Source organism: Gardnerella coleohominis (assembly GCF_002896555.1).
Classification (GTDB): Bacteria; Actinomycetota; Actinomycetes; order Actinomycetales; family Bifidobacteriaceae; genus Bifidobacterium; species Bifidobacterium vaginale_F.
Genome location: NZ_MNLH01000002.1, coordinates 320,780 through 344,845, shown reverse-complemented (window position 1 = coordinate 344,845; position 24,066 = coordinate 320,780). Strand labels below are relative to the sequence as shown.

General features: G+C 44.9%; 29 protein-coding genes. All 29 read right to left on the bottom strand.

Annotated features, from left to right (window positions below; translation table 11 throughout):
- Positions 1-140 precede the first annotated feature (140 nt).
- The gene (gene rplO / locus BFS05_RS03325) at positions 141-596 is read right to left on the bottom strand and encodes a 50S ribosomal protein L15 (protein WP_103084567.1); all 456 of its coding nucleotides are present in this window, start codon (positions 594-596) and stop codon (positions 141-143) included.
- 2 nt (positions 597-598) lie between these two features.
- Complete coding sequence (gene rpmD / locus BFS05_RS03320; RefSeq protein ID WP_075523705.1) at positions 599-781, bottom strand: 50S ribosomal protein L30; 183 nt, start codon at positions 779-781, stop codon at positions 599-601.
- The gene (rpsE, locus tag BFS05_RS03315) at positions 781-1,509 is read right to left on the bottom strand and encodes a 30S ribosomal protein S5 (protein ID WP_103084566.1); all 729 of its coding nucleotides are present in this window, start codon (positions 1,507-1,509) and stop codon (positions 781-783) included. The genes rpmD and rpsE overlap by 1 nt, the downstream gene beginning before the upstream one ends.
- Entirely contained in the window at positions 1,506-1,877 is a 372-nt protein-coding gene (rplR, locus tag BFS05_RS03310; RefSeq protein ID WP_103084565.1) for a 50S ribosomal protein L18, read from the bottom strand. Before rplR ends, rpsE begins: the two co-directional genes overlap by 4 nt.
- 1 nt (position 1,878) lies before the next feature.
- On the bottom strand, positions 1,879-2,418 hold the full coding sequence (gene rplF, locus BFS05_RS03305; RefSeq protein WP_103084564.1) for a 50S ribosomal protein L6: 540 nt from the start codon (positions 2,416-2,418) through the stop codon (positions 1,879-1,881).
- A 16-nt stretch (positions 2,419-2,434) separates the two neighbouring features.
- Positions 2,435-2,833 carry a 30S ribosomal protein S8 gene (rpsH, locus tag BFS05_RS03300; protein ID WP_075523709.1) on the bottom strand — a complete coding sequence of 133 codons (399 nt, stop codon included), beginning with the start codon at positions 2,831-2,833 and terminating at the stop codon, positions 2,435-2,437.
- An 85-nt stretch (positions 2,834-2,918) separates the two neighbouring features.
- Entirely contained in the window at positions 2,919-3,104 is a 186-nt protein-coding gene (locus BFS05_RS03295; RefSeq protein ID WP_004114370.1) for a type Z 30S ribosomal protein S14, read from the bottom strand.
- A gap of 1 nt (position 3,105) precedes the next feature.
- On the bottom strand, positions 3,106-3,678 hold the full coding sequence (rplE, locus tag BFS05_RS03290) for a 50S ribosomal protein L5 (protein WP_103084563.1): 573 nt from the start codon (positions 3,676-3,678) through the stop codon (positions 3,106-3,108).
- A complete protein-coding gene (gene rplX / locus BFS05_RS03285) occupies positions 3,675-4,010 on the bottom strand; it encodes a 50S ribosomal protein L24 (protein ID WP_004114367.1) in 336 nt (111 codons plus the stop codon). Before rplX ends, rplE begins: the two co-directional genes overlap by 4 nt.
- A gap of 1 nt (position 4,011) precedes the next feature.
- Positions 4,012-4,380, bottom strand: a complete 369-nt coding sequence (gene rplN / locus BFS05_RS03280) for a 50S ribosomal protein L14 (RefSeq protein ID WP_075523712.1) — start codon at positions 4,378-4,380, stop codon at positions 4,012-4,014.
- A 91-nt stretch (positions 4,381-4,471) separates the two neighbouring features.
- Positions 4,472-4,738, bottom strand: a complete 267-nt coding sequence (rpsQ, locus tag BFS05_RS03275) for a 30S ribosomal protein S17 (protein WP_075523713.1) — start codon at positions 4,736-4,738, stop codon at positions 4,472-4,474.
- A 2-nt stretch (positions 4,739-4,740) separates the two neighbouring features.
- Complete coding sequence (rpmC, locus tag BFS05_RS03270; protein ID WP_075523714.1) at positions 4,741-4,992, bottom strand: 50S ribosomal protein L29; 252 nt, start codon at positions 4,990-4,992, stop codon at positions 4,741-4,743.
- The gene (rplP, locus tag BFS05_RS03265) at positions 4,992-5,411 is read right to left on the bottom strand and encodes a 50S ribosomal protein L16 (RefSeq protein ID WP_075523715.1); all 420 of its coding nucleotides are present in this window, start codon (positions 5,409-5,411) and stop codon (positions 4,992-4,994) included. The genes rpmC and rplP overlap by 1 nt, the downstream gene beginning before the upstream one ends.
- Before the next feature lie 4 nt (positions 5,412-5,415).
- Positions 5,416-6,234 (bottom strand): 30S ribosomal protein S3, encoded by an 819-nt coding sequence (gene rpsC / locus BFS05_RS03260; RefSeq protein ID WP_103084562.1) that lies wholly within the window; start codon positions 6,232-6,234, stop codon positions 5,416-5,418.
- Positions 6,235-6,236: 2 nt separating this feature from the next.
- Complete coding sequence (rplV, locus tag BFS05_RS03255; RefSeq protein WP_004114358.1) at positions 6,237-6,596, bottom strand: 50S ribosomal protein L22; 360 nt, start codon at positions 6,594-6,596, stop codon at positions 6,237-6,239.
- Positions 6,597-6,612: 16 nt separating this feature from the next.
- Positions 6,613-6,891 carry a 30S ribosomal protein S19 gene (gene rpsS / locus BFS05_RS03250; RefSeq protein WP_004114357.1) on the bottom strand — a complete coding sequence of 93 codons (279 nt, stop codon included), beginning with the start codon at positions 6,889-6,891 and terminating at the stop codon, positions 6,613-6,615.
- Between the two features lie 15 nt (positions 6,892-6,906).
- Positions 6,907-7,737, bottom strand: coding sequence for a 50S ribosomal protein L2 (gene rplB, locus BFS05_RS03245; RefSeq protein ID WP_103084561.1), 831 nt, complete (start codon positions 7,735-7,737; stop codon positions 6,907-6,909).
- Between the two features lie 35 nt (positions 7,738-7,772).
- Entirely contained in the window at positions 7,773-8,069 is a 297-nt protein-coding gene (rplW, locus tag BFS05_RS03240) for a 50S ribosomal protein L23 (protein WP_103084560.1), read from the bottom strand.
- 5 nt (positions 8,070-8,074) lie between these two features.
- Positions 8,075-8,740: a 50S ribosomal protein L4 gene (gene rplD / locus BFS05_RS03235; RefSeq protein ID WP_103084559.1), complete on the bottom strand. Its 666-nt coding sequence runs from the start codon at positions 8,738-8,740 to the stop codon at positions 8,075-8,077.
- Between the two features lie 5 nt (positions 8,741-8,745).
- Entirely contained in the window at positions 8,746-9,396 is a 651-nt protein-coding gene (rplC, locus tag BFS05_RS03230) for a 50S ribosomal protein L3 (RefSeq protein ID WP_103084558.1), read from the bottom strand.
- Between the two features lie 16 nt (positions 9,397-9,412).
- Entirely contained in the window at positions 9,413-9,721 is a 309-nt protein-coding gene (gene rpsJ, locus BFS05_RS03225; RefSeq protein WP_003808013.1) for a 30S ribosomal protein S10, read from the bottom strand.
- A 438-nt stretch (positions 9,722-10,159) separates the two neighbouring features.
- Positions 10,160-12,877 (bottom strand): bifunctional acetaldehyde-CoA/alcohol dehydrogenase, encoded by a 2,718-nt coding sequence (gene adhE / locus BFS05_RS03220; protein ID WP_180978576.1) that lies wholly within the window; start codon positions 12,875-12,877, stop codon positions 10,160-10,162.
- Positions 12,878-13,240: 363 nt separating this feature from the next.
- Positions 13,241-13,729, bottom strand: coding sequence for a 30S ribosomal protein S9 (rpsI, locus tag BFS05_RS03215; protein ID WP_103084557.1), 489 nt, complete (start codon positions 13,727-13,729; stop codon positions 13,241-13,243).
- 20 nt (positions 13,730-13,749) lie between these two features.
- Positions 13,750-14,199 (bottom strand): 50S ribosomal protein L13, encoded by a 450-nt coding sequence (gene rplM / locus BFS05_RS03210; protein WP_103084556.1) that lies wholly within the window; start codon positions 14,197-14,199, stop codon positions 13,750-13,752.
- Between the two features lie 399 nt (positions 14,200-14,598).
- Positions 14,599-16,761, bottom strand: coding sequence for a 4-alpha-glucanotransferase (gene malQ / locus BFS05_RS03205; RefSeq protein WP_180978575.1), 2,163 nt, complete (start codon positions 16,759-16,761; stop codon positions 14,599-14,601).
- A gap of 300 nt (positions 16,762-17,061) precedes the next feature.
- Entirely contained in the window at positions 17,062-17,730 is a 669-nt protein-coding gene (locus BFS05_RS03200) for an AbrB family transcriptional regulator (RefSeq protein WP_180978574.1), read from the bottom strand.
- Positions 17,731-18,253: 523 nt separating this feature from the next.
- Positions 18,254-18,895 carry a YigZ family protein gene (locus BFS05_RS03195; RefSeq protein WP_103084554.1) on the bottom strand — a complete coding sequence of 214 codons (642 nt, stop codon included), beginning with the start codon at positions 18,893-18,895 and terminating at the stop codon, positions 18,254-18,256.
- On the bottom strand, positions 18,892-19,185 hold the full coding sequence (locus BFS05_RS03190) for a metal-sensitive transcriptional regulator (protein WP_103084553.1): 294 nt from the start codon (positions 19,183-19,185) through the stop codon (positions 18,892-18,894). Before BFS05_RS03190 ends, BFS05_RS03195 begins: the two co-directional genes overlap by 4 nt.
- Positions 19,186-19,475: 290 nt before the next feature.
- Positions 19,476-24,023: a dermokine domain-containing protein gene (locus BFS05_RS03185; RefSeq protein ID WP_146026729.1), complete on the bottom strand. Its 4,548-nt coding sequence runs from the start codon at positions 24,021-24,023 to the stop codon at positions 19,476-19,478.
- Between the last annotated feature and the right edge of the window lie 43 nt (positions 24,024-24,066).

Genomic DNA, 24,066 nt, shown 5'->3' with positions numbered 1-24,066 from the left:
AAAACTATTGCAAGCAGATATAAACTGCAAGCAAATCTAAACAAATATAAACAAATCTTAATAGCAAATAATCCCTCCAGCACATGCCGGAGGGATTATCGATGCATTATAAAGTGACTATCAACTAGCTTAAAGTATTACTACTCTTCGCTAACAGAGCCACCAGCAGCTTCAACCTTAGCCTTAGCAGAAGCAGAAGCCTTTACACCCTTCAAGTTCAAAGCGACGCTCAAATCGCCATCGCCCAAAACCTTAACAGGATAGCCATCACGCACAGCGCCCTTGACTACCAAGTCAGCAACAGTAACTTCGCCACCCTTTGGGAAAAGCTCAGCAAGAGTTGCAACGTTCACTACCTGGAATTCCTTCTTGAAAGGACTTCTAAAGCCGCGAAGCTTTGGTAAACGCATGTAAAGTGGAAGCTGACCGCCTTCAAAGCCTGGACGAACTTGGTAACGCTTCTTCGTACCTTTATCGCCACGACCAGAAGTTTTACCCTTAGAGCCTTCACCACGGCCAACACGAATGCGATCCTTGTTAGCTCCTGGAGCTGGACGCAACGTGTGCATGTGAAGCATTGGTTCTTCATTAGCCATAATCAGTCAACCTCCTCGACGCTTACCAAGTGGCGCACGGCCATTACCAAGCCACGATTGACGGGGGTGTCTTCACGAACAACACTGTGACCAATCTTATGAAGGCCAAGAGTGCGAACGTTTGCGCGCTGGCGCTCGGTGGAATGAACCAAACCGTGTACCAGAGTGATCTTCAAATTAGACATCACTCACCATCCTTTGCAGCTTGAGCCTTTGCAGCTTGAGCTTCTTCGCGAGCCTTACGTGCTTCAGCAATACCTGCAGCACGTTCGCGAAGCAAAGCATCAGGTGCAACTTCCTCGAGGGAAAGACCACGACGAGCAGAAATTTCTTCTGGCTCTTCAAGCTTCTTCAAAGCATCCACAGTTGCGCGAACCACGTTAACAGCGGTTGCAGAGCCCATGGACTTGGTGAGGATATCAGTAATGCCTGCGCATTCCATAACGGCGCGCACTGCACCACCAGCAATTACACCAGTACCAGGAGCAGCTGGGCGAAGCAAAACAGTACCAGCAGCATCATGACCGAGAACCGGATGGGTGACGGTACCACGAATGCGTGGAACAGTAAACATATGCTTCTTAGCATCGAGCTGACCCTTAGCAATAGCTGCTGGGACTTCGCGAGACTTACCATAACCAACACCGACAGTGCCCTTACCGTCGCCTACAACAACTAATGCTGCAAAGCTAAAAGTACGACCACCCTTGTGTGTCTTAGAAACACGGTTAATGGTTACAACGCGATCGAGAAGCTCTTCACCGCGGTTTTCTTCACGACGGCTACGACGTTCACCGCGCTTGCCCTCGCCCTTAGAACGGCGAGAACGACGGTCATCATTGCGTTCCTCAGCGGATGCCTGAGTGTTCTGAGTTTCTTCAGCCACTTGGGTTTCCTTTTCGTTGTCGCTCACAGTGCTAGACCTCCCTGACGGGCGCCTTCAGCAACAGCTGCGACGCGACCATGATATTTGTTACCGCCACGATCGAAGACAACAGCGGTGATGCCCGCTTCCTTCGCTTTAGCTGCGATTAACTCGCCAACCTTAGCTGCAGCTTCAGTCTTCGTGCCAGTGAAACCAGCGAAGTCAGAAGTCAGAGTGGAAGCGCTTACCAAAGTAATACCTTTGGTGTCATCCACAATCTGAGCAACCATATGACGGTTGGAACGAGAAACGACCAAACGAGGACGCTCCGACGTACCGGAGATACGCTTACGAAGACGGGCGTGACGACGCAAACGCGCGACTTTCGTACCTTTACCGAAAATCTTGACGCTCATATCACTTACCAGCCTTTCCAGCCTTGCGCAAGATACGCTCATCTGAGTACTTGATGCCCTTGCCCTTATATGGTTCAGGGGCGCGAAGCTTGCGAATGTTAGCGGCAACCTGGCCAACGACCTGCTTATCAGTGCCCTTGACGATTACCTGGTTGGGATTCGGCAACTCTAATTCGATGCCTTCAGGAGGTTCAATAGTAATCGTGTGAGAATAGCCAAGGGAGAATTCAATACCCTTACCCTTCTTAGCAGCACGATAACCAGTACCAACAATATCCAAAGTCTTGGCGTAACCTTCGTGAACGCCCTTAACGATGGAAGCCACGATTGCACGAGCCAAACCATGCTTTGCACGAGTTGGACGCAAATCGTCAGCAGGAGTCAGTACAACCTGACCATCAGCAACCTCAGCAGTGATGCCTTCTGGGATTACATAGTTATCAGTACCCTTAGCACCCTTGGCGCTAAAAGCCTGACCTTCAATTTTAACTTCCACGCCTGCAGGGATGTCGACGGGGAGCTTACCAATATGCGATGCCATTTTCAGCTCTCCTTTCTCACCATACGTAAGCGACGATTTCGCCGCCAATGCCTCGATCGAGGCATTCCTTCTGGGTCAACAATCCCGAGCTAGTCGAGATGATTGCGATACCGAGGCCACCAAGAGGCATTGGCAAAGAGTCAGACTTTGCATAACGACGCAAGCCTGGCTTAGAAATGCGCTTAATACCCTGGATGGAACGCTGACCATTGGAACCGTACTTCAACGTAATTTCCAATGTCTGTCCAACCTTGGCTTCCTTAGCAGCAAAGTCCTTAATATAGCCTTCGCGCTTCAGAATCTCGGCGATATTCGCCTTGAACTTGGAGTACGGCATATCCACTGTATCGTGCTTTGCCGCGCTCGCATTACGCAGACGTGTCAACATATCTGCGATAGGATCTGTCATTGTCATGTGGGCTAACGCCCTTTCTCGCCGTGGTTTCCACCGCCATTTTCTAGACTTTCTGTCATCGGCAGTGGACCTTCAGCGTCGATATTTACCAACTGGACTTCGTAACACCCGGCAGTTCACCGCGATGAGCCTTTTCACGAAGGCATACGCGGCACAAACCGAACTTGCGATACACGGAGTGGGGACGACCACAAACCTGGCAGCGCGTATAAGCGCGCACCTTGAACTTCGGCTTAGCGGCCGCCTTGTTTTTCAGAGCGGTTTTTGCCATTTCAGTTCTCCTTGAATGGGAAGCCGAGATGCTTAAGCAAAGATTTAGCTTCCACATCGTCCTTGGTGGTGGTCACCACGGTGATGTCCATACCACGCTGATGATCAATCGAGTCAGGATCAATCTCATGGAACATAGACTGTTCAGTGAGACCAAAGTTGTAATTTCCCTGACCGTCAAACTGGTTGCCACTAATACCGCGGAAATCGCGAATACGTGGCAAAGCCAGAGTGAGCAGACGATCCAAGAATTCCCACATACGATCGCCACGAAGTGTTACATAAGCACCAATAGCCTGGCCTTCACGCAAATGGAATTGTGCGACAGACTTCTTAGCCTTGGTGACCTTTGGCTTCTGGCCAGTGATCAAAGTGAGATCTTTAATCGCGCCTTCGATAAGTTTGGAATCACGAGCAGCTGCACCGACGCCCATAGATACGACGATCTTTTGCACGCGAGCTACTTGCATAGGATTAGTATGTCCAAATTCCTTTTCCAAGGCAGGAACGATTTGATCATTATATTGCTGCTTTAAGCGCGGAGTTGCCGGTGCCTCAACAATAGTATCGGTCATGCCAGCTCCTTTCCGGACTTCTTGGCGACACGCACGCGCACGGTTTTCACCTTGCCGTCACGAGCCTCTTGCTTGACGATCACGCCAACGCGGGTAGGCTGCTTAGTTTCTGGGTCAATAACCATCACGTTAGAACGATGGATTGGAGCCTCTACAGAAACAATGCCCGCCTGCTGACCCTGCTGGGTGGCACGAACGTGCTTCTTAACAACCTGTACACCCTCGACAATAAGACGGTCTTCGGCAAGTACGCGAAGTACTTTGCCTTCCTTACCGCGATCCTTACCGCGAATGACCTTTACCTGGTCGCCGGACTTAATTTTGGCTACCATATCAGATCACCTCCGGGGCTAGGGACACAATCTTCATGAAGCGCTTATCGCGCAATTCACGACCGACTGGTCCGAAGATACGAGTGCCCTTTGGTTCACGGCCAGAGCCGAGAATGACGGCGGCGTTCTCGTCGAACTTAATATAGGAACCATCGATACGACGATGTTCCTTGACAGTACGGACGACGACAGCCTTGACTACGTCGCCTTTCTTGACCGACCCGCCAGGGATCGCGTCCTTGACGGAGGCGACGATGATGTCGCCGATGCCGGCATAGCGTCGCTTCGATCCACCGAGCACGCGGATGGCAAGTAATTCCTTAGCACCCGTGTTGTCGGCGACATGAAGCCGCGTTTCCTGCTGAATCATTGATTCTCCTTAGCCGAGCTGGTTCTCCCCACTCACCCGTGCTGATCAAAAGAACAGACACGGGTGAAGTGCGGAGCCTTGCCGAACTTGTTTACTTGGCGCGCTCGATAATAGATTCGAGACGCCAGCACTTGGTCTTGCTCACGTGCCGAGTTTCCATAATACTCACGAGGTCGCCAACATGTGCCTCGTTGTGTTCATCATGGGCTTTGACCTTGCTGGTGGAACGAACAACCTTACCATAAAGTGGATGGGTTGAACGCTGTTCCAACTCGACAGTAATCGTCTTGTCCATGGCTTCGGACACGACGTAGCCGCGACGAACCTTGCGGAAGTTGCGCTCTTGGTTCTCAGCCATGCTTACTTCTCCTTGACCTCAGTCACGCTTGGCTCTTGGCTAATGCCGAGTTCACGCTCACGTAGGACAGTATACATCCTAGCAATGTCGTGCTTGACAGCCTTGAGGCGAGCGGTGTTTTCAAGTTGACCGGTTGCTGCCTGGAAGCGCAAGTTAAAAAGCTCTTCCTTGGACTTCTTCAAGAAGCCTTCAATTTCAGCATTGGTCTTCTCGTTCAAATTCTTGATGGTGTAGTCTGCAGTTCCGACTGGCATCAGATGTCACCGCCTTCACGCGCAATAACACGGCATTTCATAGGGAGCTTATCGATGGCGCGGCGCAAAGCCTCGCGAGCGATGTCCTCAGAAACACCACCGATTTCAAACATTACACGTCCTGGGTGAATATTGGCAATCCAGAATTCTGGAGCACCTTTACCGGAACCCATTCGTGCACCAAGCGGATGCTTGGTCAATGGACGATCTGGGAAGACCGTAATCCACACACGACCACCACGCTTGATGTAGCGGGTCATGGCGATACGAGCTGCCTCGATCTGACGGTTAGTGATGTACGCCGGAGCCAGCGCCTGAATACCGAAATCACCGAAAGCGATTGCGGTACCACCCTTAGACATGCCGCTTCGGGTAGGACGGTGCTGCTTGCGATATTTTGTCCTCTTTGGGATAAGCATCTGCTCACTCCTTCGTTTCCGTTGCGGCAGGAGCCTCAGCAGCTACAGCTTCAGCTGGCTTTTCAGCCTGTGCTTCAGCAGCCTTCTGCTGGTTAGCAGAACGTGCTCCACGACGTGGACGACGATCGCTGTTACGGCGACCTTCACGCTTGCCCTGCTGTGCCTGCTGCTCTTCAAACTCACGCTCAGTCATATCGCCCTTATAAATCCAGACCTTTACGCCAATACGGCCGTAAGTGGTCTTAGCTTCAAAGAAGCCATAATCAATGAGGGCGCGAAGGGTCTGCAGTGGAACGCGACCCTCACGGTAGAACTCAGAACGGCTCATTTCCGCACCGCCAAGGCGGCCGGAAAGCTTGATACGGATACCCTTGGCTCCTGCGCGCATAGCGTCCTGCTGAGCTTTACGCATAGCACGACGGAATGTAACGCGGTTTGTCAACTGTTCCGCAATACCCTGAGCAACCAACTGAGCGTCAAGTGCAGCGTTCTTCACTTCGAAGATGTTGAGCTGTACTTGTTTGCCTGTGAGCTTCTCGAGCTTTGCACGAACGCGCTCAGCTTCTGCACCACGACGACCGATAACGATACCTGGGCGAGCTGTGTGAATATCCACACGCACGCGATCACGAGTACGCTCGATAACAATACGAGATACACCTGCACGTTCGAGGTCGTGGCTCATTTCCTTGCGAATCTTGTCATCCTCAAGAACGAAGTCACGGTAACGCTCGCCAGCCTTAGTGGAATCAGAGAACCACTTAGAACGATGATTCTCGGTAATGCCCAGGCGATAGCCGAAAGGATTGATCTTCTGACCCATCTTTAGCGATCCCCTTCCTTAAGCGAGACGATAACAGTGATATGGCTTGTGCGCTTGTTAATGCGCGCAGCGCGACCCTGTGCACGAGCGCGGAAACGCTTAAGCGTTACGCCTTCATCCACATAGGTTTCCTTGATGACCAAGTCCTGCTCACGGAATGGTTCGCCAGCCTTTTCGGCCTTAACGCGAGCATTAGCGATCGCGCTTTCGAGAACCTTACGCACCGGCAAAGATGCGTCCTGAGGAGCAAACTTCAAAATGGTAATAGCTTCGCTTGCACGCTTGCCTCGGATGAGGTCGACCATGCGGCGAGCCTTGCGCGGCGTCACGCGTACGTGACGAGCGATTGCTTTAGCTTCCATGTGTCCTAACTCTCCTTTAGCGGCGTGCCTTCTTGTCGTCCTTCACATGACCCTTGAAGGTCTTGGTCGGGGCGAACTCACCGAGCTTATGACCAACCATGGCTTCGGTAACGAATACCGGCACATGCTTACGGCCATCATGTACGGCAAAGGTATGTCCAATGAAATCAGGTGTGATCATCGAACGACGAGACCAAGTCTTAATGACGTTGTGCGTACCCTTGTCGTTTTGCTCGTCGACTTTCTTCTGTAAGTGGGCGTCGACGAAGGGGCCCTTCTTGATGCTGCGAGTCATCTATTCGACACTCCCTTACTTGCGGTTCTTACCATTCGGGCGACGACGAACAATCATCTTGTTCGAAGCCTTCTTCGGACGACGGGTACGAACCTCACCCTTACCCCATGGAGATACTGGCGGCTTGCCACCACGGGTACGACCACCATGTGGATGGTCTACAGGGTTCATGGATTCGCCTCGGGTGATTGGCCTACGACCGAGCCAACGTGCGCGGCCAGCCTTACCAAGCTCAATGTTAGCGTGATCGGAATTACCAACCTCACCAACTGTAGCGCGGCAACGAGCGTCCACGTTACGGATTTCGCCAGATGGCATACGCAACTGAGCGTAAGCACCATCCTTAGCTACGAGCTGAACGGCTGCACCAGCGGAACGAGCAATCTTTGCACCACCAAGTGGACGAAGTTCGATTGCGTGAACCACGGTACCGGTTGGGATGTTCTTCAAAGGCAAGTTGTTGCCTGGCTTAATATCAGCCTGAGCACCAGTCTCAATAACATCACCCTGGACGATACCTTCAGGAGCGATAATGTAGCGCTTCTCACCATCTGCATAGTGAAGCAGAGCGATACGGGCAGAGCGGTTAGGGTCATACTCGATATGAGCAACCTTTGCTGGAACGCCATCCTTGTCCCAACGCTTAAAATCGATGAGACGATACTGACGCTTGTGACCGCCGCCACGATGGCGAGAAGTCATGCGGCCGTAAGAGTTACGACCACCAGTTTTGCTAAGTTTGCGTACCAGCGACTTTTCAGGCGTAGAACGCGTAATTTCGGAGAAATCCGAAACAGATGCGTTACGACGGCCTGCAGTCGTCGGCTTATAAACGCGGATAGCCATAATATAGTCTTCCTTTAACTTTTCTCGGCTAGCCTTCAGTTACCAAAGATATCAATCGTTTGACCTGCAGCCACGGTGACAATAGCACGCTTCTGGTTCACACGACGGCCAAAACCGGTGCGTGAACGCTTACGCTTGCCAGCGCGGTTCAAAGTATTAACGTTTGTAACTTTGACTTTGAAGATTTCTTCAACAGCCTGCTTGATCTGAACCTTATTAGCATCTGGAGCCACTACGAAGGTGTACTGACCACGATCAGATGCTGCATAACTCTTTTCAGAAACAACTGGCTTCAAAATGACGTCATATGCTGGGTTATGGACTGCGACCATATAAATCAGGCCTCCTTAACGACAGGCTCGGTCTTAGCAGCAACGAAGGCGTCAAAACCTTCCTTGGTGAAGACAACGTATTGAGCCGTGATGACATCATAGGTGTTCAACTGATCAGCGAAGATCGGATGCACCGTTGGAATATTGCGCACAGACATCCACTCGTTGATGTTTTCACGAGAAAGAACAACGGTGGTGAACTGATTGTTTGTTACTGGTGTAAGTGCAGCAACAGCTGACTTAGTAGATGGAACATCCTTGATGCCCAAATCTACGATAGCAACGCGTGCGGCATTTGCGCGATCCGAAAGAGCATAACGAAGAGCAGCTGCCTTCATCTTCTTTGGAGTACGCTGATCATAGCTGCGAGGAACTGGACCGTGTACAACGCCACCATGTACCCACTGTGGAGCACGAATGGAGCCTTGACGAGCACGACCGGTGCCCTTCTGCTTCCATGGCTTCTTACCACCACCGGAAACGTTAGCGCGATTCTTTACTGCATGAGTGCCCTGACGAGCAGCAGCGAGCTGTGCAATAACGACCTGGTGAACCAATGGGCCGTGAGCTAAAACGTCTTCATTGGAGATACCGAAAATCTCGGCAGGAGCTTCAACAGTACCGTTAGCTTTACCCTGGTTATCAGTGACGTTCAGAGTTACGTTTGCCATAATTATCAGGCTCCCTTCACTGCCGAACGGACGAGAACGATAGCGCCCTTAGGTCCTGGAATAGCACCCTTGATAGCGAGAATGCCGTTCTCGACATCCGAAGAAACGATGGTGAGGTTGAGCGCGGTAGAAGTCACATGACCCATGCGACCAGCCATACGCTTGCCCTTCAAAATACGGCTTGGAGTTGCACATGCACCCACAGAACCTGGGCGACGTTCATTCTTGTGCGAGCCGTGAGTACGACGATAAGACTTGAAGCCCCAACGCTTGATAGTACCAGCGAAGCCCTTACCCTTAGTCGTACCGGTAACATCCACTTCAGAACCTTCAGCAAAAAGCTCAGCAGTTAATTCCTGTCCTGGCTTGTATTCTGCTGCGTCTTCTGTGCGCACCTCAGCGAGGTGACGACGAGGAGTTACTCCAGCCTTAGCAAAGTGACCAGCCAATGGCTTGGTTACCTTAGTAGGATCAATCTGGCCGTAACCGAGCTGAACAGCATTGTAGCCGTCAGTTTCTTCGGTCTTTACAGCGGTTACTACGTTAGTAGCAACTTCAACCAGAGTTACGGGGACAAAAAGGCCGTTTTCATCCCAAACCTGCGACATGCCAAGCTTGCGGCCGAGCAATGCAGTGCGATTCTTATTCTGCGACATTATTTTCTCCCCCTTCCTACAGCTTAATCTCAATATTTACATCCGCAGGCAGGTCAATGTGCATCAAAGAATCCACAGCCTTTGGCGTTGGATCTACGATGTCAATAAGACGCTTATGAGTACGCATCTCGAAATGCTCGCGAGAATCCTTATATTTGTGAGGAGAACGGATAACAACAAATACGTTCTTCTCGGTCGGCAGAGGAACCGGACCCACTACTGTGGCGCCCGCGTTCGTCACCGTCTCGACGATCTTCTTCGCCGATTGGTCGATGACCTCATGGTCATAGGACTTAAGCCTGATGCGGATTTTCTGTCCCGCCATTGCCGTCCGCCCTTTCTAGCGATTCGTTTACTGTTTACCAACCTGTATTAAAAGGGCACTGCGAGAATAGACACTTATAGCCATTCCACATCAGTGCGCAGCACCGAAATACCCATTTAAAATGAACATTTCGTTTCCGCGCTCGCTTTTTTTGATTCCAATATGCGAGCCTTAAAAACAGGCAACTGTCTAATTAAACCATTGCCTATGGATTAATAAAACCGGGCGTGTCGGCTTTTTAAGCGCTAAAAAATCGCAAAAAATGGCAGAAACCACAGTTAGTGTAGCTTCTGCCATTATTAACTAAATATGCGATGATATCTACTTCAAGCAACGCTCTTAAACATGACGCTTCTAAAAGTAATGCATACAAACGTAATACTATTAAATGTAGCGCTATTAAACAAAAGTATCGCTATTGTTTTTGGCATCACGTTTTTATTTCGCCTCACGCTCTTGACGCAAGCGATGGCCTTCTTCCTTCGAAACGCCGTAATATGCAGCGATTGCAATATCCTTCATATCTTCAATTTGAGGAATACGAGGATTTGCAGGTGCGCACTGATCTTCATACGCGCGCATACCAATATGATCCAGCAAAGACCAATAGTATTCTTCGTCCACGCCACAAGCCTTGAATGAAGCATCCATGCCAAGCAAATTATCTCGATAATTTTCAACTGCTTTAGCCAGATTTTCAACCCCTTCTTCAGGAGTCTTTCCAGGATCTATACCAATATTCTTTGCGAGCTGCTGATATCTCTCAACAGCAACATAACGGTTATACTTAGGCCAGCTTGTAGGCTCTTGTGGAATCTGGCCATTGTATCGGATAACATACGGCAGCAAAATAGCATTCGTATGACCATGAACAACATGGCACAAAGCACCAATCGTATGCGCCATTGCGTGGCACATTCCAAGGAAAGCAGATCCAAATGCCATACCTGCCATAGTTGCAGCATTATGCATCTTTTCTTGAGCTTCAATCTTGCGCTCATAATCTTCGCAATTAACTGAATCGTTAAGATTTTCCCAAATCAACTTCGTCGCATGCAAAGCCATAGCATCAGTGAAATCATTAGCGTATACGGATGCATAAGCTTCGATTGAATGAGTTAAAGCATCGAATCCTGAGTCACATGCCAAACGACGAGGCTGCGTACGCGCCAAAACAGGATCAACAATTGCTACCGAAGGAGTTAAAGCATAATCGGTAACTGGATACTTATACCCCGTCTTATGATCCGTAATAACAGCAAATGGAGTGACTTCAGAACCGGTTCCAGACGAAGTTGGAATGCAAACAAGTTTCGCTTTTTCGCCAAGCGGCGGAATCTTGAATGCGCGCTTACGAATATCGAAGAACTTTTCGCGCAAATCAGCGAAGGAAATTTCCGGATGCTCGTAAAGAAGCCACATAATCTTAGACGCATCCATTGGAGAACCGCCGCCAACAGCAATAATCGTATCCGGCTGGAATTCCTCACGCATCATTTCTGCGCCGCGCTCTACTGTTTCAACGCTTGGCTCTGGCTCAACGTAATCAATAATTCTGAACGTAACTCGATTTTGACGCGCACGAAGCTGATCAATAATCTTATCGACCACACCCAACTGTTCCATTACTTTATCGCACACGATAACCGCGCGTTCAATGCCATACATGTCTCGCAAATAGCGAACGGCATTTGGCTCGAAATATGTTTTTGCTGGCACTTTGAACCACTGCATATTGTTATTCCTTCGTGCAATACGCTTTACATTTATAAGATTTACTGCCTGAACATTTCCAGAAACCGAATTTCCACCATAAGATCCGCATCCCAAAGTTAAGGAAGGCGCGATTGAATTGTAAATATCGCCAACGCCACCCAAAGAACCTGGGGAATTCCAAATAATACGGCAGGCATGCATTCGTAAGCCATATTCTCGAGCTAATTGCTGATTATTAGTATGAATTACTGCAGTATGACCAGCTCCATGCACAAGCATTTGCTCGCACATTTCAAAGCCTTGTTCCTTATTTTCCGCGCGAAGAAGAGCGTGTACAGGAGCGAGCTTCTCCATTGTAAGAGGCTCCATCTCGCCAACTTCCTTGCATTCAGCAACCAAAATCACAGCATCCTCAGGAACCTCAAACCCAGCTTCATGAGCAATATATTGAGGAGATCTTCCTGGAACAACTGAATTAAGCTTAGGAGTTTGACCTGAATACGAAGTGCAACCAAACATATACTGTTCAAGTTTCGCTTTTTCATCAGCGTTAACGAAATACGCTTTTCTACGCTTCAATTCCTTTAACAATGGCTCATAAACGTCTTTATGAGCGATAATCGCCTGTTCGGTAGCGCAAATCATACCGTAATCGAAATGCTTTGAAAGAACTAAATCGTTAGCAGCGCGCGCAATATCAACATCACTATCGACATATGCAGGAGCATTACCCGCTCCAACGCCAAGCGCTGGCTTTCCGGATGAATAAGCTGCCTTAACCATACCTGGGCCGCCTGTAGCAAGAATTGTTGCAACTCCAGGATGCTTCATTAACGCACCAGTAGCTTCAATAGAAGGATGCTCAATCCACTGAATACAATTTTTTGGCGCTCCTGCTGCAATTGCCGCATCTCTAACGATTCGCGCAGCCTCAGCCGAGCACTTTTGAGCAAATGGATGGAATCCAAAAATAATTGGGCAACGAGTTTTAAGAGCTATAAGAGACTTAAAAATAGCTGTTGACGTTGGATTAGTAACTGGAGTTACGCCTGCAACAACTCCTACCGGTTCAGCAATTTCATCAACACCAAGAACATCATCTTCGCGAATAATGCCAACAGTTCTTTGGCCTGCCAAATAATGAGTTATATGCTCGCATGCAAAGATATTTTTAGTCGCTTTATCTTCTACTAAACCACGACCAGTTTCATCAACTGCCATCTTTGCCAGAATCAAATGCTTATTTAAAGCAGCAACAGAAGCTTTTGCGACTATATGATCGACCTGCTCTTGATTTAACTTTTCATACTCATCTAATGCTTTAGTCGCGTTTGCAACAAGATTATCGACTTCTTGCTGAGCATTAATAACTTTTTCATCAACATCTTTTTTATCAACATCTTTTTTATCTGTGGCATCTTTACCAATAGCCTCAGCCATTCGGTCCTCCTTGATCATAAATATCGCAGGCATTTTATTTAGTTTTTCACTTACTTGCGTTCACTTTTATATTTAATTTTTATTTATAAAAAGTGATATAGATTACAATCTACTTTGCTTACTGTACTATTCCGATTTTGTAGCGAGTTGCGCTATTTATGATTGAGGATTATCACCTATTGTTCGATTTATGTAATTATTTGTAATTAATTTTGTGCGATTATCAACTAGATTTTCTAAAATGTTAGATTTATTCGCAACATATAAACTATTCATAACATTTAGAACATTCAACAGCATTAGATACAAAAAATGGCTTCCAGCAAAAGCCAGAAGCCATAGAAAAATAATATTCTTCGAAACTTAACGCTTCGAGAACTGAGGTGCACGACGTGCCTTGTGCAAACCAGCCTTCTTGCGCTCCACAACGCGAGCGTCGCGAGTCAAGAAGCCAGCCTTCTTCAAAGCAAGACGATTGGCATCATGATCGATAGAATTCAATGCACGAGCCACACCCAAACGAATAGCACCAGCCTGACCAGTAGTACCGCCACCGTCAACGAGAACGACGACATCAAACTTGCCTTCAAGCTTGAGCAACACGATAGGAGAATTCACTTCGCGCTGCAATAAGCGAGATGGGAAGTATTCTTCCAACGTGCGACCGTTAATGGACCACTTACCAGTGCCAGGAACCAAACGAACACGAGCTACAGCTTCCTTACGACGACCAGTGCCGTAGCCTGGCTCAATCGCAGAAGTACCAGTACCTGCACCAGCGTTAGTTTCGGTGGTGTAGTTTGTCAGTTCTTCTTCATTCTCGAGAACCGCGGAGTTGTTGTTATCTACCATAATCATATTCTCCTTACGATTCACTTAGCCTGCTGAGAAACCTTAGAGATCTCAAAGACCTGTGGCTTCTGGGAAATGTGCGGATGTTCTGCTCCAACGAATACGCGAAGGCGATCAAGCTGCACCTTAGCAAGACGATTCTTTGGAAGCATGCCTCTGACAGCGGACACGATGATGCGCTTTGGATCCTTCTCCAAAAGCTCAGCATAGGAGTCGCGACGAAGGCCGCCTGGACGACCAGAGTGGGAATAAAGTTCCTTGCTCAACTTGTTGCCAGTCAAAGCAATCTTTTCAGCGTTAATAATAATAACGTGATTGCCTGCATCAGCATGTGGAGCAAATGTTGGCTTATTCTTACCACGCAGCAAGATGGCTACCTGAGTGGCCAAACGACCGAGCACCACATCAGTGGCGTCGATAATATACCAGTCATGAGTTAAATCTGCTGGTTTCGGTGTGAAAGTCTTCACAATCGTACCTTTTCTCTATTGTGTTTCGAGCGCTATCTTCATTTACAACAATCTCTAAAGGATTCCCTGAAGAGAATATCCGACGAAGATTTAATGCTCATAATCCGTGGGCTCCCTGAAAGTCCTCGATGGCGAGTGGGAAAAGCGCTTTGAAGGACCCCTTAGGGAAACACAACAATCTGCAAGTATATCGCCAGCTGACGACTACTTGCAAATGTCTATTTTATATATGGTTAAGACGAATAAAATCGAATCGCGAAATGAATATAAATGAAATCTCTAAATGAACAGAACGAATTACAAAACAAACGAATTACAAAACAAACGATTCGCGAATCGAACGAATCGCAAAACAAATTACGAGACGAACGAATCGCGAATCGAATAAATCAAAAAACGTCACGCATTCATAATCTTCGAAAGCGATTGTACGCGAGGCAAATCGAAAAGATTATCCAAGGATACTGGATTGCAATCCCCATCCGCCAGCGGAATACGCCAATTAGGATACTCGTCGCTAGTTCCAGGCTGATTTTGCGAACGACGCTCACCAGTAGCATCCACAATCGAAGCAGCCAATAACCTAGATGGAGCAGCCTTCAAAGCGCGATACAACGCTTCAACAATCTCTTGCTCATGCTCAGACTCATTTTCAACAAGCTTTGCATCCAAGAATCCGCCTTCAACAAGCATCTTCAACATAGCGTTATGTTCTGCAACAGCACCAGCGCGGAATTCCTCAACAGAACCGGTAAGCAAGTGCAAACGCTCTCGGATATCCACGTGTTCATATCGCAAATAGCCAGCAGCAGGAGGCAAATCATGAGTATTAACCGAAGCTAATGTCATTTCGCGCCACTTGCTTGGATGACGGAACACGCCATCGCGAGCCTCAAACCATTCAACAGTGCAACCAAGAACAGCTTTCTTAGCTAAAACTTCAATTGCATTAGCTGGAAGCACGCCAAGATCTTCTCCAACAACTACACCACCAGCGCGAGTAGCTTCAATTGCCAAAATTCCGAGCATGATATCTGCATCGTAGTAAACGTACGCTCCGTTCTTCGCGCTAGCGTTTTCAGGAATCCACCACAAGCGGAAAAGTCCAAGAATGTGGTCAATTCGCACTGCTCCAGCAGAAGCAAACATGCCATGAACCATGTCGCGATAAACTTTAAATCCAGTGCGCTCAAGCTCTACTGGATGCAAAGGAGGCTGAGACCAATTCTGGCCATTCTGATTAAAGTAATCTGGTGGGGCACCAACACAAGCACCATGAGCAAATCGCTCAGGATTCCACCAAACTTCAGATCCAGAAGGATGCACGCCAACAGCCATATCAGACATAATTCCAATACGCATTCCTGCCTTACGGGCAGCAACTTGCGCATCATGCAATTGCGTAAAAGCAATCCATTCCAACCAGCGATAGAATTCCAAAGTATCCGGGAAGCGCTGAGCTAAATCGTGAATTTCCTCAGAATTCTTATTTAAGCAAGACTCCCAATCGTCATGACCTTTAGGTGCACCCCACTTGTCATAGCACAAGCACCAAGTTGCATAACTTTCAAGACGCTCGCCCATATCTTTCTTAAAGGCTTCAAATTCTTCAGCACGAGATTTGCTAAGTCCAGCCTTGAAAATAATCCACAAAGCATGCATTTTTACGCGCCACATTGAATCGCGATCAATAATCTGCGAATCATTATTCAAAGGTGCCACTTGAGCGTGCAAATCACAAATTGTATTGCGATTATTTTCATCCAAAGTTTCATACTCAGGGATGCTTTCAGGGTGAATGTAAGTTATATTCACCATTGAACGAGCAACTGGCAAATAAGGCGATGGAGTTAATGGAGCAACTGGCTCACCAGCGTGAAGAGGATTTACTAATACAAAATCAGCGCCAGTCTTCTTCTTTGCTTCAACAAGCAACTGTGCTAAATCAGCATAATCGCCAACACCCCACGATTTAGAAGAACGAATGGAATAAAGCTGAGCCATCCATCCCCAAATCTGCTTTCCGTCAGATTCCAAAGAATCTAATGTTTCAATACGCTCTGGAGCGCTAATCAAAGTAGCTTCTTCAACTCGATCAGCAACAGTGATTTTCAAAGTGTGATATCCCATAGGAACATCAGCTGGAATTTTCAACAACGCCGTAGCAACAAATTTTCCGTTAACAGGGAATGCAACATCATTATCGCTAGGTTCGATTGCTAAATCACCTTTATAAGGCTTACCATTTTCCAAAATGAGCTCAGCAGATGGGCAATCTAAAATTCCTGTGTTTATCTTTACTTTGTCTTCTTTGCCAGCAGTATGCAATACAGTTGGAGCAATAAGACGCGAGTAACGTTCTGACAAAATATTTTTAATCGAAGCATCAATTGCTTTGTCGTCATGCGCGTCAACACCTAAAGCGTTTAGAACTGATTTCAATACATCGTCGTCAGTATCATGCTCTACGCCGTCAGCACCCACGAAACGAATACCAATACCCATTAACTCAGCAAGTTGAATTAATGGCTTTTCTGGTTCTTCTTCTAGTTTATTGTTCATATTTCCCATCGTAATCTATGAAGAGGGTATTTACATCGAACTATTTTACAATAATGTGATATTTATCAGTACGATTCCATAAAAAATATTGACAAAATAAATCAAATTTCTAAGAAAACTAAATAAAACCTTATTAAAATAAACAAAACTCCAGCAATTCAATAAATTTTATGAAACGCGCCTACTTAAATCTACTACGAGCCTACTTAACTTTAATACGCGCCTTTAATACGCGCCTTTACTAAGGGCCTTTACTAAGGGACTTCACTAAGGGACTACTTAGACCTATATTACGAAAGCTCAGCTTCTACTTTTTGCAGCAATCGCAACGTCTGAAGCTTTGTCATTACATAAATTTTTAAGAGTTTGAGGAGAAACTCCGGCATTAAGAGCTACCGCGCGACGTACCATAGTAGCGAGAACTACAGGCGCATCTTCCTGTACAGTAACTCCTAAAGATGCTAAATAATCGAGAGTCGAAGCGCTAACACCGTTAGTTTGAGCACCTTCTAATCGCATCTTCCATGATGTTTTAGGATTACATAACGCAGCATCTCTAACAGCTGCACAATTATCTTTAGTAAGACGACCAACAAGCCAATTCTTTACATTATGATTTTTTGCTACAGCTAATCGCACTTTATCGGATTTATCTTCTGAAAGTTTTACTAAAATATTAGGGAAAGGCATGGTACTTGCCAAATAAATACGATCTTCTTCAGGAGTATTTGCATTCCCAGCAACAGCTTCCAAAAGTGCTGTAGCGCGCGAAAATGCAGCCTGATTACTGCGATCTGGCAATTGACGAGTGGCGAATTCGTGAAGTTCTTGTGAGTCATCTGAGTGACGAAGATGTTCATAAATAGCTGTTAATGGCTCATAATCATTATGCTTAGCTTCAGATTCATCAGCAATATTATTAGATTGCTGATTATCATTGCTATTCTGCTCAGTCTGATTAAGCTCCATACGTCACTCACCTACTTTTAAACGTAAAATAAAATAATAATTCCAAATTTCATTCTATCTTCATAAGTAAATCATCCAATACTTCAACACGCCTATAAGCGCGATGAGCTGGCTTGCTACCAATTAGGCAGAGATTTGAGATTTTTCGCAGCGAAAGAGATTTTTAGTACCACTTTCCATCGCGCACGCAGTAACAGATCAACACTTCGCTGGCGAGGAAGTCCACTGGACTTCCTCTCTGTGCCAGCTCACTCATCGAAGGAGCTTAAAGCGCACTATGCAGCTTTAAGCTCGGTCGATTCGCAGCCCGAATGGTGACTCGTCGAGAGAGCAAGAAAAATCGAAAAATCTCGGTGATTAGCCGAAGATTAAAAGACTAAACATGCCAAGAGCTGTCGGAGTTTCTCTTAGAGCAATGTAAAAATCTTGCGATGAGAGAAACTCCGACAACTCAGCAACAACAAAAAGGAAATCTTGCAAGATAAACAAAAACACGCATATCATCATGCAAAACAGTAATGGATTAAGCTATGCGATTAGCGTTGCATTCTAATCGTATAGTAACAGTGCCAGACGTAGCATTCCTGACATTCATAATAAATTCTTCAAGATTTTCAGTTGGAATCAAAGCGATTATATGTATTAACGCACCGTATTCCTCATTTTCAACTGTGCAATTGTGTGCAGTCAATATATTTTTGAACATTCTTAATTGTTGATAGGTGACATTGCATGATATTTTTTTGCATTCAACAATATCTTTAATATTTGCACAAGCGATAGCACCAGCTGCAGATCTAGAATAAGCTCTTATTAGCCCCCCAGATCCAAGCAAAATTCCGCCAAAATACCTTGTAACAGTTACAACAGTGTCTGTTAATTTAGATGAACGCAATACATCAAGAATAGGTTTCCCAGCTGTTCCAGATGGCTCTCCATCGTCACTCATTCTTTCAGATAAAGAACCACTTTTATCCCCGCAAATAGCTGCATAAGCGACATGTCTTGCTTTAGGATGATTTGCACGTATTGATTGCACAAATGCCATAGCTTCGTCTAAATCAGATACGTGACATGAGTCTGCGATAAATTCAGATTTCTTGTCTATTAGAGAATAATGCGACGGAGATTGTGGAGTATCAATTACTGTACGTATTTCATTCACGATTTATCATATTTCATTAATCTGTCTACAACTTTCACAACTTCACGAGTCTTCTTATCTACAAATTCAGAATTATCGTTGTGAGACACGTCTCCTAAGCATTCACTTATTTGAGCGCGCGCAACTAAAACGGCAACAGACTTTAACGCTGCTGTAGTCGCTGAAAGTTGCATCAGTACATCAGTACAGTAGGCGTCGTTTTCAATCATGTTCTCTATTGCTTGAACTTGCCCGCTTATACGATGTAAACGAATCATCATTTTATTTTTGTCAATATTGTACTCGCTCACGAAAGCCTCCAACATTTATTAAACGTAAAATAATAAATTACTAATCACATCTCTCTCAAAACAAAAACAATGTATTCACCGTACCACTTTTTGCACTTTATTCCAAGATTATTAATCTTATATCTTCAAATAATGTCATAACTTTTTTTGAAAAATCCTAATATGCGTAACGTCTTATTCAAATAAATATAAAAATATAGAAGCTACCCCTTCGGAACGTTGATTTTCATTGTTTATGTTTGTCAATCAAATTCCGAAGGAGCAACTCTACTTTATTTTCTTATTTGCGATCAGCATATTTTGCAATGACGCGAGCGCAAAATTCTCCTTCTACTGACATTCATTTCATCTGAATTTAGCTTTCCCAATGCCATTACTCCAATCACCATAAACGCTGTTGCAATGATAATTGCAATATTTATGATTGAAGATCCTGTTTGAGCCAATTGATAATTTTGTTTTTCTTCTTCAGTGTCATTGTTGACATATCCTGTCTCTGAAGAATTTACGTTACCATTAGCTTCATTAGACGATTTTCCTCTAGTTGATATTTCTTTATTAGAAGAAGATCTCCTATTGTTACTAGCAGATTCGTTTGAACGATTTCCACTATTCGGATCAGAACCATTGGAATTATTACCACCAGGATTATTGCTACTAGAATCAACATTGCTCGAGCCAACACTATTCGAATCAGCACTATTTCCAGCAACACCGTTCTCTTCAAATTCGCTTGAATTCAAATTTGAATTAAAGCCAGAATCTACTAATCCACTAGCATTGCCTTTCATACGGTTTTTAATGAGGTTAGCTAGATTCGTATTATTCAAATTCATCTTGCTGTTTAGATTGAAGATAGAGCTAGCATTTGCATTGTTTTCACCATACTTTTCAAATAGCTCTTTCAAACCATTTGAGTAATCAGACAGATAATCATTCAAAGAAGTGTTTTTATCAGATTTTCTAGTTACCAAATTTTTATTGTTTGATTTATTTTTATTGGAATAAAGCAAACTTAAAATGTCACCTAAAGAAACTGAATTTCTTTTATCTTTATCTGAAATTACGTTAGTTGATGTAATTGAACCACTATTATTTTCTATCGATTCTCCAGTAGTAACATTCTCACCGGAAGACTGACCCTTAGAAGACTGCCCACCGGAGGACTGAGTTCCTGATGTCTGAGTGCCAGACGCATTACCAGCAGACGTATTACCAGCATGATTCTGCGAGCCAGAAGACTGTCCGCCAGATGTCTGACCACCGGAAGACTGACCGCCAGTTTTGCCACCGGAATTCGAATTTCCACCTTGCTTGGATGATTCACCCGGATTGGCCTGATTTCCTGGTTTGGATGATTCACCCGGATTGGCCTGATTTCCTGGTTTAGATGAATTACCCGGATTAGATGAATTACCCGGATTAGTTTTATCGCCAGGCTTTCCAGAATTTCCAGGATTCGAAGCATCACCATTATTACCGTGATTATTTTGATTACCAGGCTTACCTGTTCCAGAGGAATTGCCAGTATTCGTTCCAGATCCTGAACCAGTACCAGATCCATTACCCGAACCAGCAGTACCTGAACCGCCAACACCAGCAGACGCATTAGTGCCAGAATTACCGTTTCCAGACGTCTGAGTACCAGACGTCTGACCACCTGAAGACTTACCACCAGGCGTCTGAGTACCAGGCGTCTGACCTCCAGAAGACTTACCGCCAGGTGTCTGGGTACCAGATGCTTGCGCACCAGAAGGATTAGAACCATTACTGGAACCAGCAGAACCGCCAGTACCACCAGCAGCAGTACCTGAACCGCCATTACCTGAACCGACTGTACTAGAACCAGTAGCACCAGAGCTACCTCCAGCAGTACTACTAGAGCCACCAGAGCCGGAACCCGCACCAGAACCAGCACTACCAGCATTACCGCCAGCACCACTACCGGCACCACTACCTGCAGATCCGCCAGATCCGGCACCACCAGAAGGATTTAATACCTCGACTTTGCCTGGCTGATTACCATTGCCCGGCTTAGAATTTGTGCTTCTCGAATTGCTGTTTCGAACAATCAACTTTCCAGCAGAATCGAACAACTCAGCCTTCCAATAAACTATTCCTTCTCGAGTAGCTTGTATCTCTGGGCTTACTACACTAATACTTCCACCTTTACGCATATGTTCGATAGCAGCATTAGGAATATTAATCTTGTGATGATTAAGCAAAAGCTTATCAGAATCCTTATGTTCGCCTTCTACAGCATCCCAAGCTGTAAATTCCACATACGATCCTTCATCTAAGACCTGAGAAAGATAAATAGTACTGCGTATTGGCTCACCTACACCATGTACTTTATTGTCTGGCTTAATGGTTGCAGTATTAGATACAACATGAACTGTTTCATTCGCATCACCTAAAGTATGAGAAGCTAGCGGCTTACCGTTAGGACCGTACAACTCAGCCTTCCAATAAACTGTTGCACCTCTGGAAACTTTAATATTCATAGAGTTAATATCTATTTGATTCTTACTACTATCAGAAGCTTGCTGATCTGTAATATTAACTCGACTATTAGTTAGAATGTGTTCACCTTTATTCAAATTGAATTTTTCAGCCGATTCTGGCTTATTTTCTAAACCAGAAACACTGGCGTTCATATCATTACTCACGGCATTAGTAGCATGAGCATCTGAAGAATCATCACCATTAATTGAAGTTGGCATTTTATTAACATTCTCATGCGAATAAGCATTAAATACCACATAACTTCCTTTAGGAACTTTTCCAACTATATGAGCAATATCGTGGAACGACTCCCCAGAAGAAACAACATTTGAACTAACGCTTGTTGTCAAAGAGATATTAGTAGCATCATTTGTCTCAGAAGGTTCTACTAAAGTTCTGCTCCAAACATCGTCGTATTCAGATGTGAATTCTTCAGTTCGAGAAGACCCAGGAAGGCTATAAACGAATACATACCATCCAGAATCCTTAGTTTTATCTGCTCTAATGCTTTTTATACTTTTAATTTCACTACCTAAACCATTAGAATCAGCATCTTTTGCAGACTTAAACATAATTTTCCCGTTACCAATTGTGTAAACACCATTTTTAGCAGGGACTTCCCAATCGCCGATCAAACGATGATGCGAATCTTCAGTAGGCTCCTTTTTCTTAGCTTCCCCAGCAGCACCAGGGCGATACTTGTCGTTTGCTTCTTTTGTAGCATTGTCAGTTCCATCACCAGCCCACCAAACTTTTATATGAGCTTTCGCATCGCCGCTAAACTTATATTTATCGTCACCATTAAATTCACCATAATCATCAGGCAATCCGCCAATTGTAATAGTATTGACTATTTCTTTACCTAAACCAACACTCTTCTCTTTTACTGAAGAATCATGGAACAATTTTGCTTTAGTACGGTGAGAATAAGTAGAAGCAATTCCTCCAAGTCCATCTATGTAATCACCAGTAATCAAATCTTTTTTAGCTTTATTTTCTTCGCTACTTTTACCTGGATCGTCTTGGTCAGATTTTGAAATAACCCATACCCAACCGCCGAACATTCCAGCATCTTCATCAGTAACCTTATACCTCTCGGCTTTTTCAAGTTCCTCTGGATTAAAATCTCCAGTTTCTTTTTTAGCTTCTACTGATAGTTTTTGCTTATTACTTGTAAAATTCACATAAGCAGCAGCTACTTGCCGAATATTAGATTTATTACGCAATCTGTTTAAATAAGATTCCGTAGTTTCATTAGCATTTGGCTTATTCGAATTCAAAACATCCTTGCTTTTCCCAACGAAATAGTATCCGCGTGCTCGCACAGACATGTCTTTAGGCCATGAATCAATTTCACCAACAAACGATGAAACGTTAGCAATAACCGGACTGTCCTGAGATAATTCCTTTGTTAAAGCTTCTGAAGATACCATAGGTTGGAAATGCTTTTGTACTTTTAAAGTGTAAGTGTCATATTTTTTCCAATCAGATTCACAATTACGAATAACATCTAATTTAGGTGAATAGAACTGTTCTATTCTCGGAACTTCATAAAATACGTCAACTTTAACTTCACCGTCACCATCAGCAGTCCAGTTAACAGCCTTACCGCCTTCAGATATGTTACCTATATATTCATTCTTACCAGTTTCGTCGAAATGAATAAGTTTATTATTGGCTACAATTTTAATTTTTACATCGTCTATATAAAGTTTTGTATAGTCATAAGGTACTTTTGGAGAAACAGATATCTTTCCTTTTTTACCTCCATCAAGATAATCATTGCCTGCATACAAGTCCTTAATAACACTTCTCTGAGCGTCGTGCCACAATTTTGCAGCAAGAGTTTCAATATGTGACGATTCAAATTTCATAAACCCATGTCGCTTGTACTTACTCCAAAGTTCTTTATCAGAATCAAGATGATCGTGAATTGCATAAGCTACAGCAAGCTGTATTTCATTACTCTTATTTTTTCTGTTCATCTGTATGAGTCTTGCAGCAACAGTATTAATGTATGGATATCCACTATCTAATGCCTTCCAATATCCATTTTTATAATCATAATCATCTTTACTTGATTCAACCGCATACATTGGCCTGTTATCATAGTCCATAGAGATAACTCCAACGAAAACTTCATTGTATCTAATGTGGATTCCATCTAGATCACCACTTCGGATCATATCTCCTGGAAGACCTGAAGGCATTTTAGCAACACTGACTCCCATAACATTCATGAGAATAAACAGAAATGTAACCAATAAAGAGCATAAACAAATCCCCTTATTACGCACATTACTAAAGTTTTTTATTATGCTATGTTTCCCCATAAGAAACTCCTTAACCCAACCCTTAAGCGATAGCACCCTACTA

Bases quoted from the DNA above. Each gene is read 5' to 3' on its own strand.
- malQ (WP_180978575.1), bottom strand. From the start codon at position 16,761: ATGAACAATAAACTAGAAGAAGAACCAGAAAAGCCATTAATTCAACTT.
- rplV (WP_004114358.1), bottom strand. From the start codon at position 6,596: ATGGAAGCTAAAGCAATCGCTCGTCACGTACGCGTGACGCCGCGCAAG.
- rpsQ (WP_075523713.1), bottom strand. From the start codon at position 4,738: ATGGCTGAGAACCAAGAGCGCAACTTCCGCAAGGTTCGTCGCGGCTAC.
- rplP (WP_075523715.1), bottom strand. From the start codon at position 5,411: ATGCTTATCCCAAAGAGGACAAAATATCGCAAGCAGCACCGTCCTACC.
- rpsI (WP_103084557.1), bottom strand. From the start codon at position 13,729: ATGGTAGATAACAACAACTCCGCGGTTCTCGAGAATGAAGAAGAACTG.
- rpsJ (WP_003808013.1), bottom strand. From the start codon at position 9,721: ATGGCGGGACAGAAAATCCGCATCAGGCTTAAGTCCTATGACCATGAG.
- rplD (WP_103084559.1), bottom strand. From the start codon at position 8,740: ATGGCAAACGTAACTCTGAACGTCACTGATAACCAGGGTAAAGCTAAC.
- rpsC (WP_103084562.1), bottom strand. From the start codon at position 6,234: ATGGGTCAGAAGATCAATCCTTTCGGCTATCGCCTGGGCATTACCGAG.
- BFS05_RS03185 (WP_146026729.1), bottom strand. From the start codon at position 24,023: ATGGGGAAACATAGCATAATAAAAAACTTTAGTAATGTGCGTAATAAG.
- adhE (WP_180978576.1), bottom strand. From the start codon at position 12,877: ATGGCTGAGGCTATTGGTAAAGATGCCACAGATAAAAAAGATGTTGAT.
- rplC (WP_103084558.1), bottom strand. From the start codon at position 9,396: ATGTCGCAGAATAAGAATCGCACTGCATTGCTCGGCCGCAAGCTTGGC.
- BFS05_RS03200 (WP_180978574.1), bottom strand. From the start codon at position 17,730: ATGGAGCTTAATCAGACTGAGCAGAATAGCAATGATAATCAGCAATCT.
- BFS05_RS03295 (WP_004114370.1), bottom strand. From the start codon at position 3,104: ATGGCAAAAACCGCTCTGAAAAACAAGGCGGCCGCTAAGCCGAAGTTC.
- rplN (WP_075523712.1), bottom strand. From the start codon at position 4,380: ATGATTCAGCAGGAAACGCGGCTTCATGTCGCCGACAACACGGGTGCT.
- rplE (WP_103084563.1), bottom strand. From the start codon at position 3,678: ATGACCGATACTATTGTTGAGGCACCGGCAACTCCGCGCTTAAAGCAG.
- rplB (WP_103084561.1), bottom strand. From the start codon at position 7,737: ATGGCTATCCGCGTTTATAAGCCGACGACTGCAGGCCGTCGTAACGCA.
- rplW (WP_103084560.1), bottom strand. From the start codon at position 8,069: ATGGTCGCAGTCCATAACCCAGCATATGACGTCATTTTGAAGCCAGTT.
- rplX (WP_004114367.1), bottom strand. From the start codon at position 4,010: ATGGTAGCCAAAATTAAGTCCGGCGACCAGGTAAAGGTCATTCGCGGT.
- rplR (WP_103084565.1), bottom strand. From the start codon at position 1,877: ATGAGCGTCAAGATTTTCGGTAAAGGTACGAAAGTCGCGCGTTTGCGT.
- rpmD (WP_075523705.1), bottom strand. From the start codon at position 781: ATGTCTAATTTGAAGATCACTCTGGTACACGGTTTGGTTCATTCCACC.
- rpsH (WP_075523709.1), bottom strand. From the start codon at position 2,833: ATGACAATGACAGATCCTATCGCAGATATGTTGACACGTCTGCGTAAT.
- rpsS (WP_004114357.1), bottom strand. From the start codon at position 6,891: ATGACTCGCAGCATCAAGAAGGGCCCCTTCGTCGACGCCCACTTACAG.
- rplF (WP_103084564.1), bottom strand. From the start codon at position 2,418: ATGGCATCGCATATTGGTAAGCTCCCCGTCGACATCCCTGCAGGCGTG.
- rpmC (WP_075523714.1), bottom strand. From the start codon at position 4,992: ATGCCAGTCGGAACTGCAGACTACACCATCAAGAATTTGAACGAGAAG.
- rplO (WP_103084567.1), bottom strand. From the start codon at position 596: ATGGCTAATGAAGAACCAATGCTTCACATGCACACGTTGCGTCCAGCT.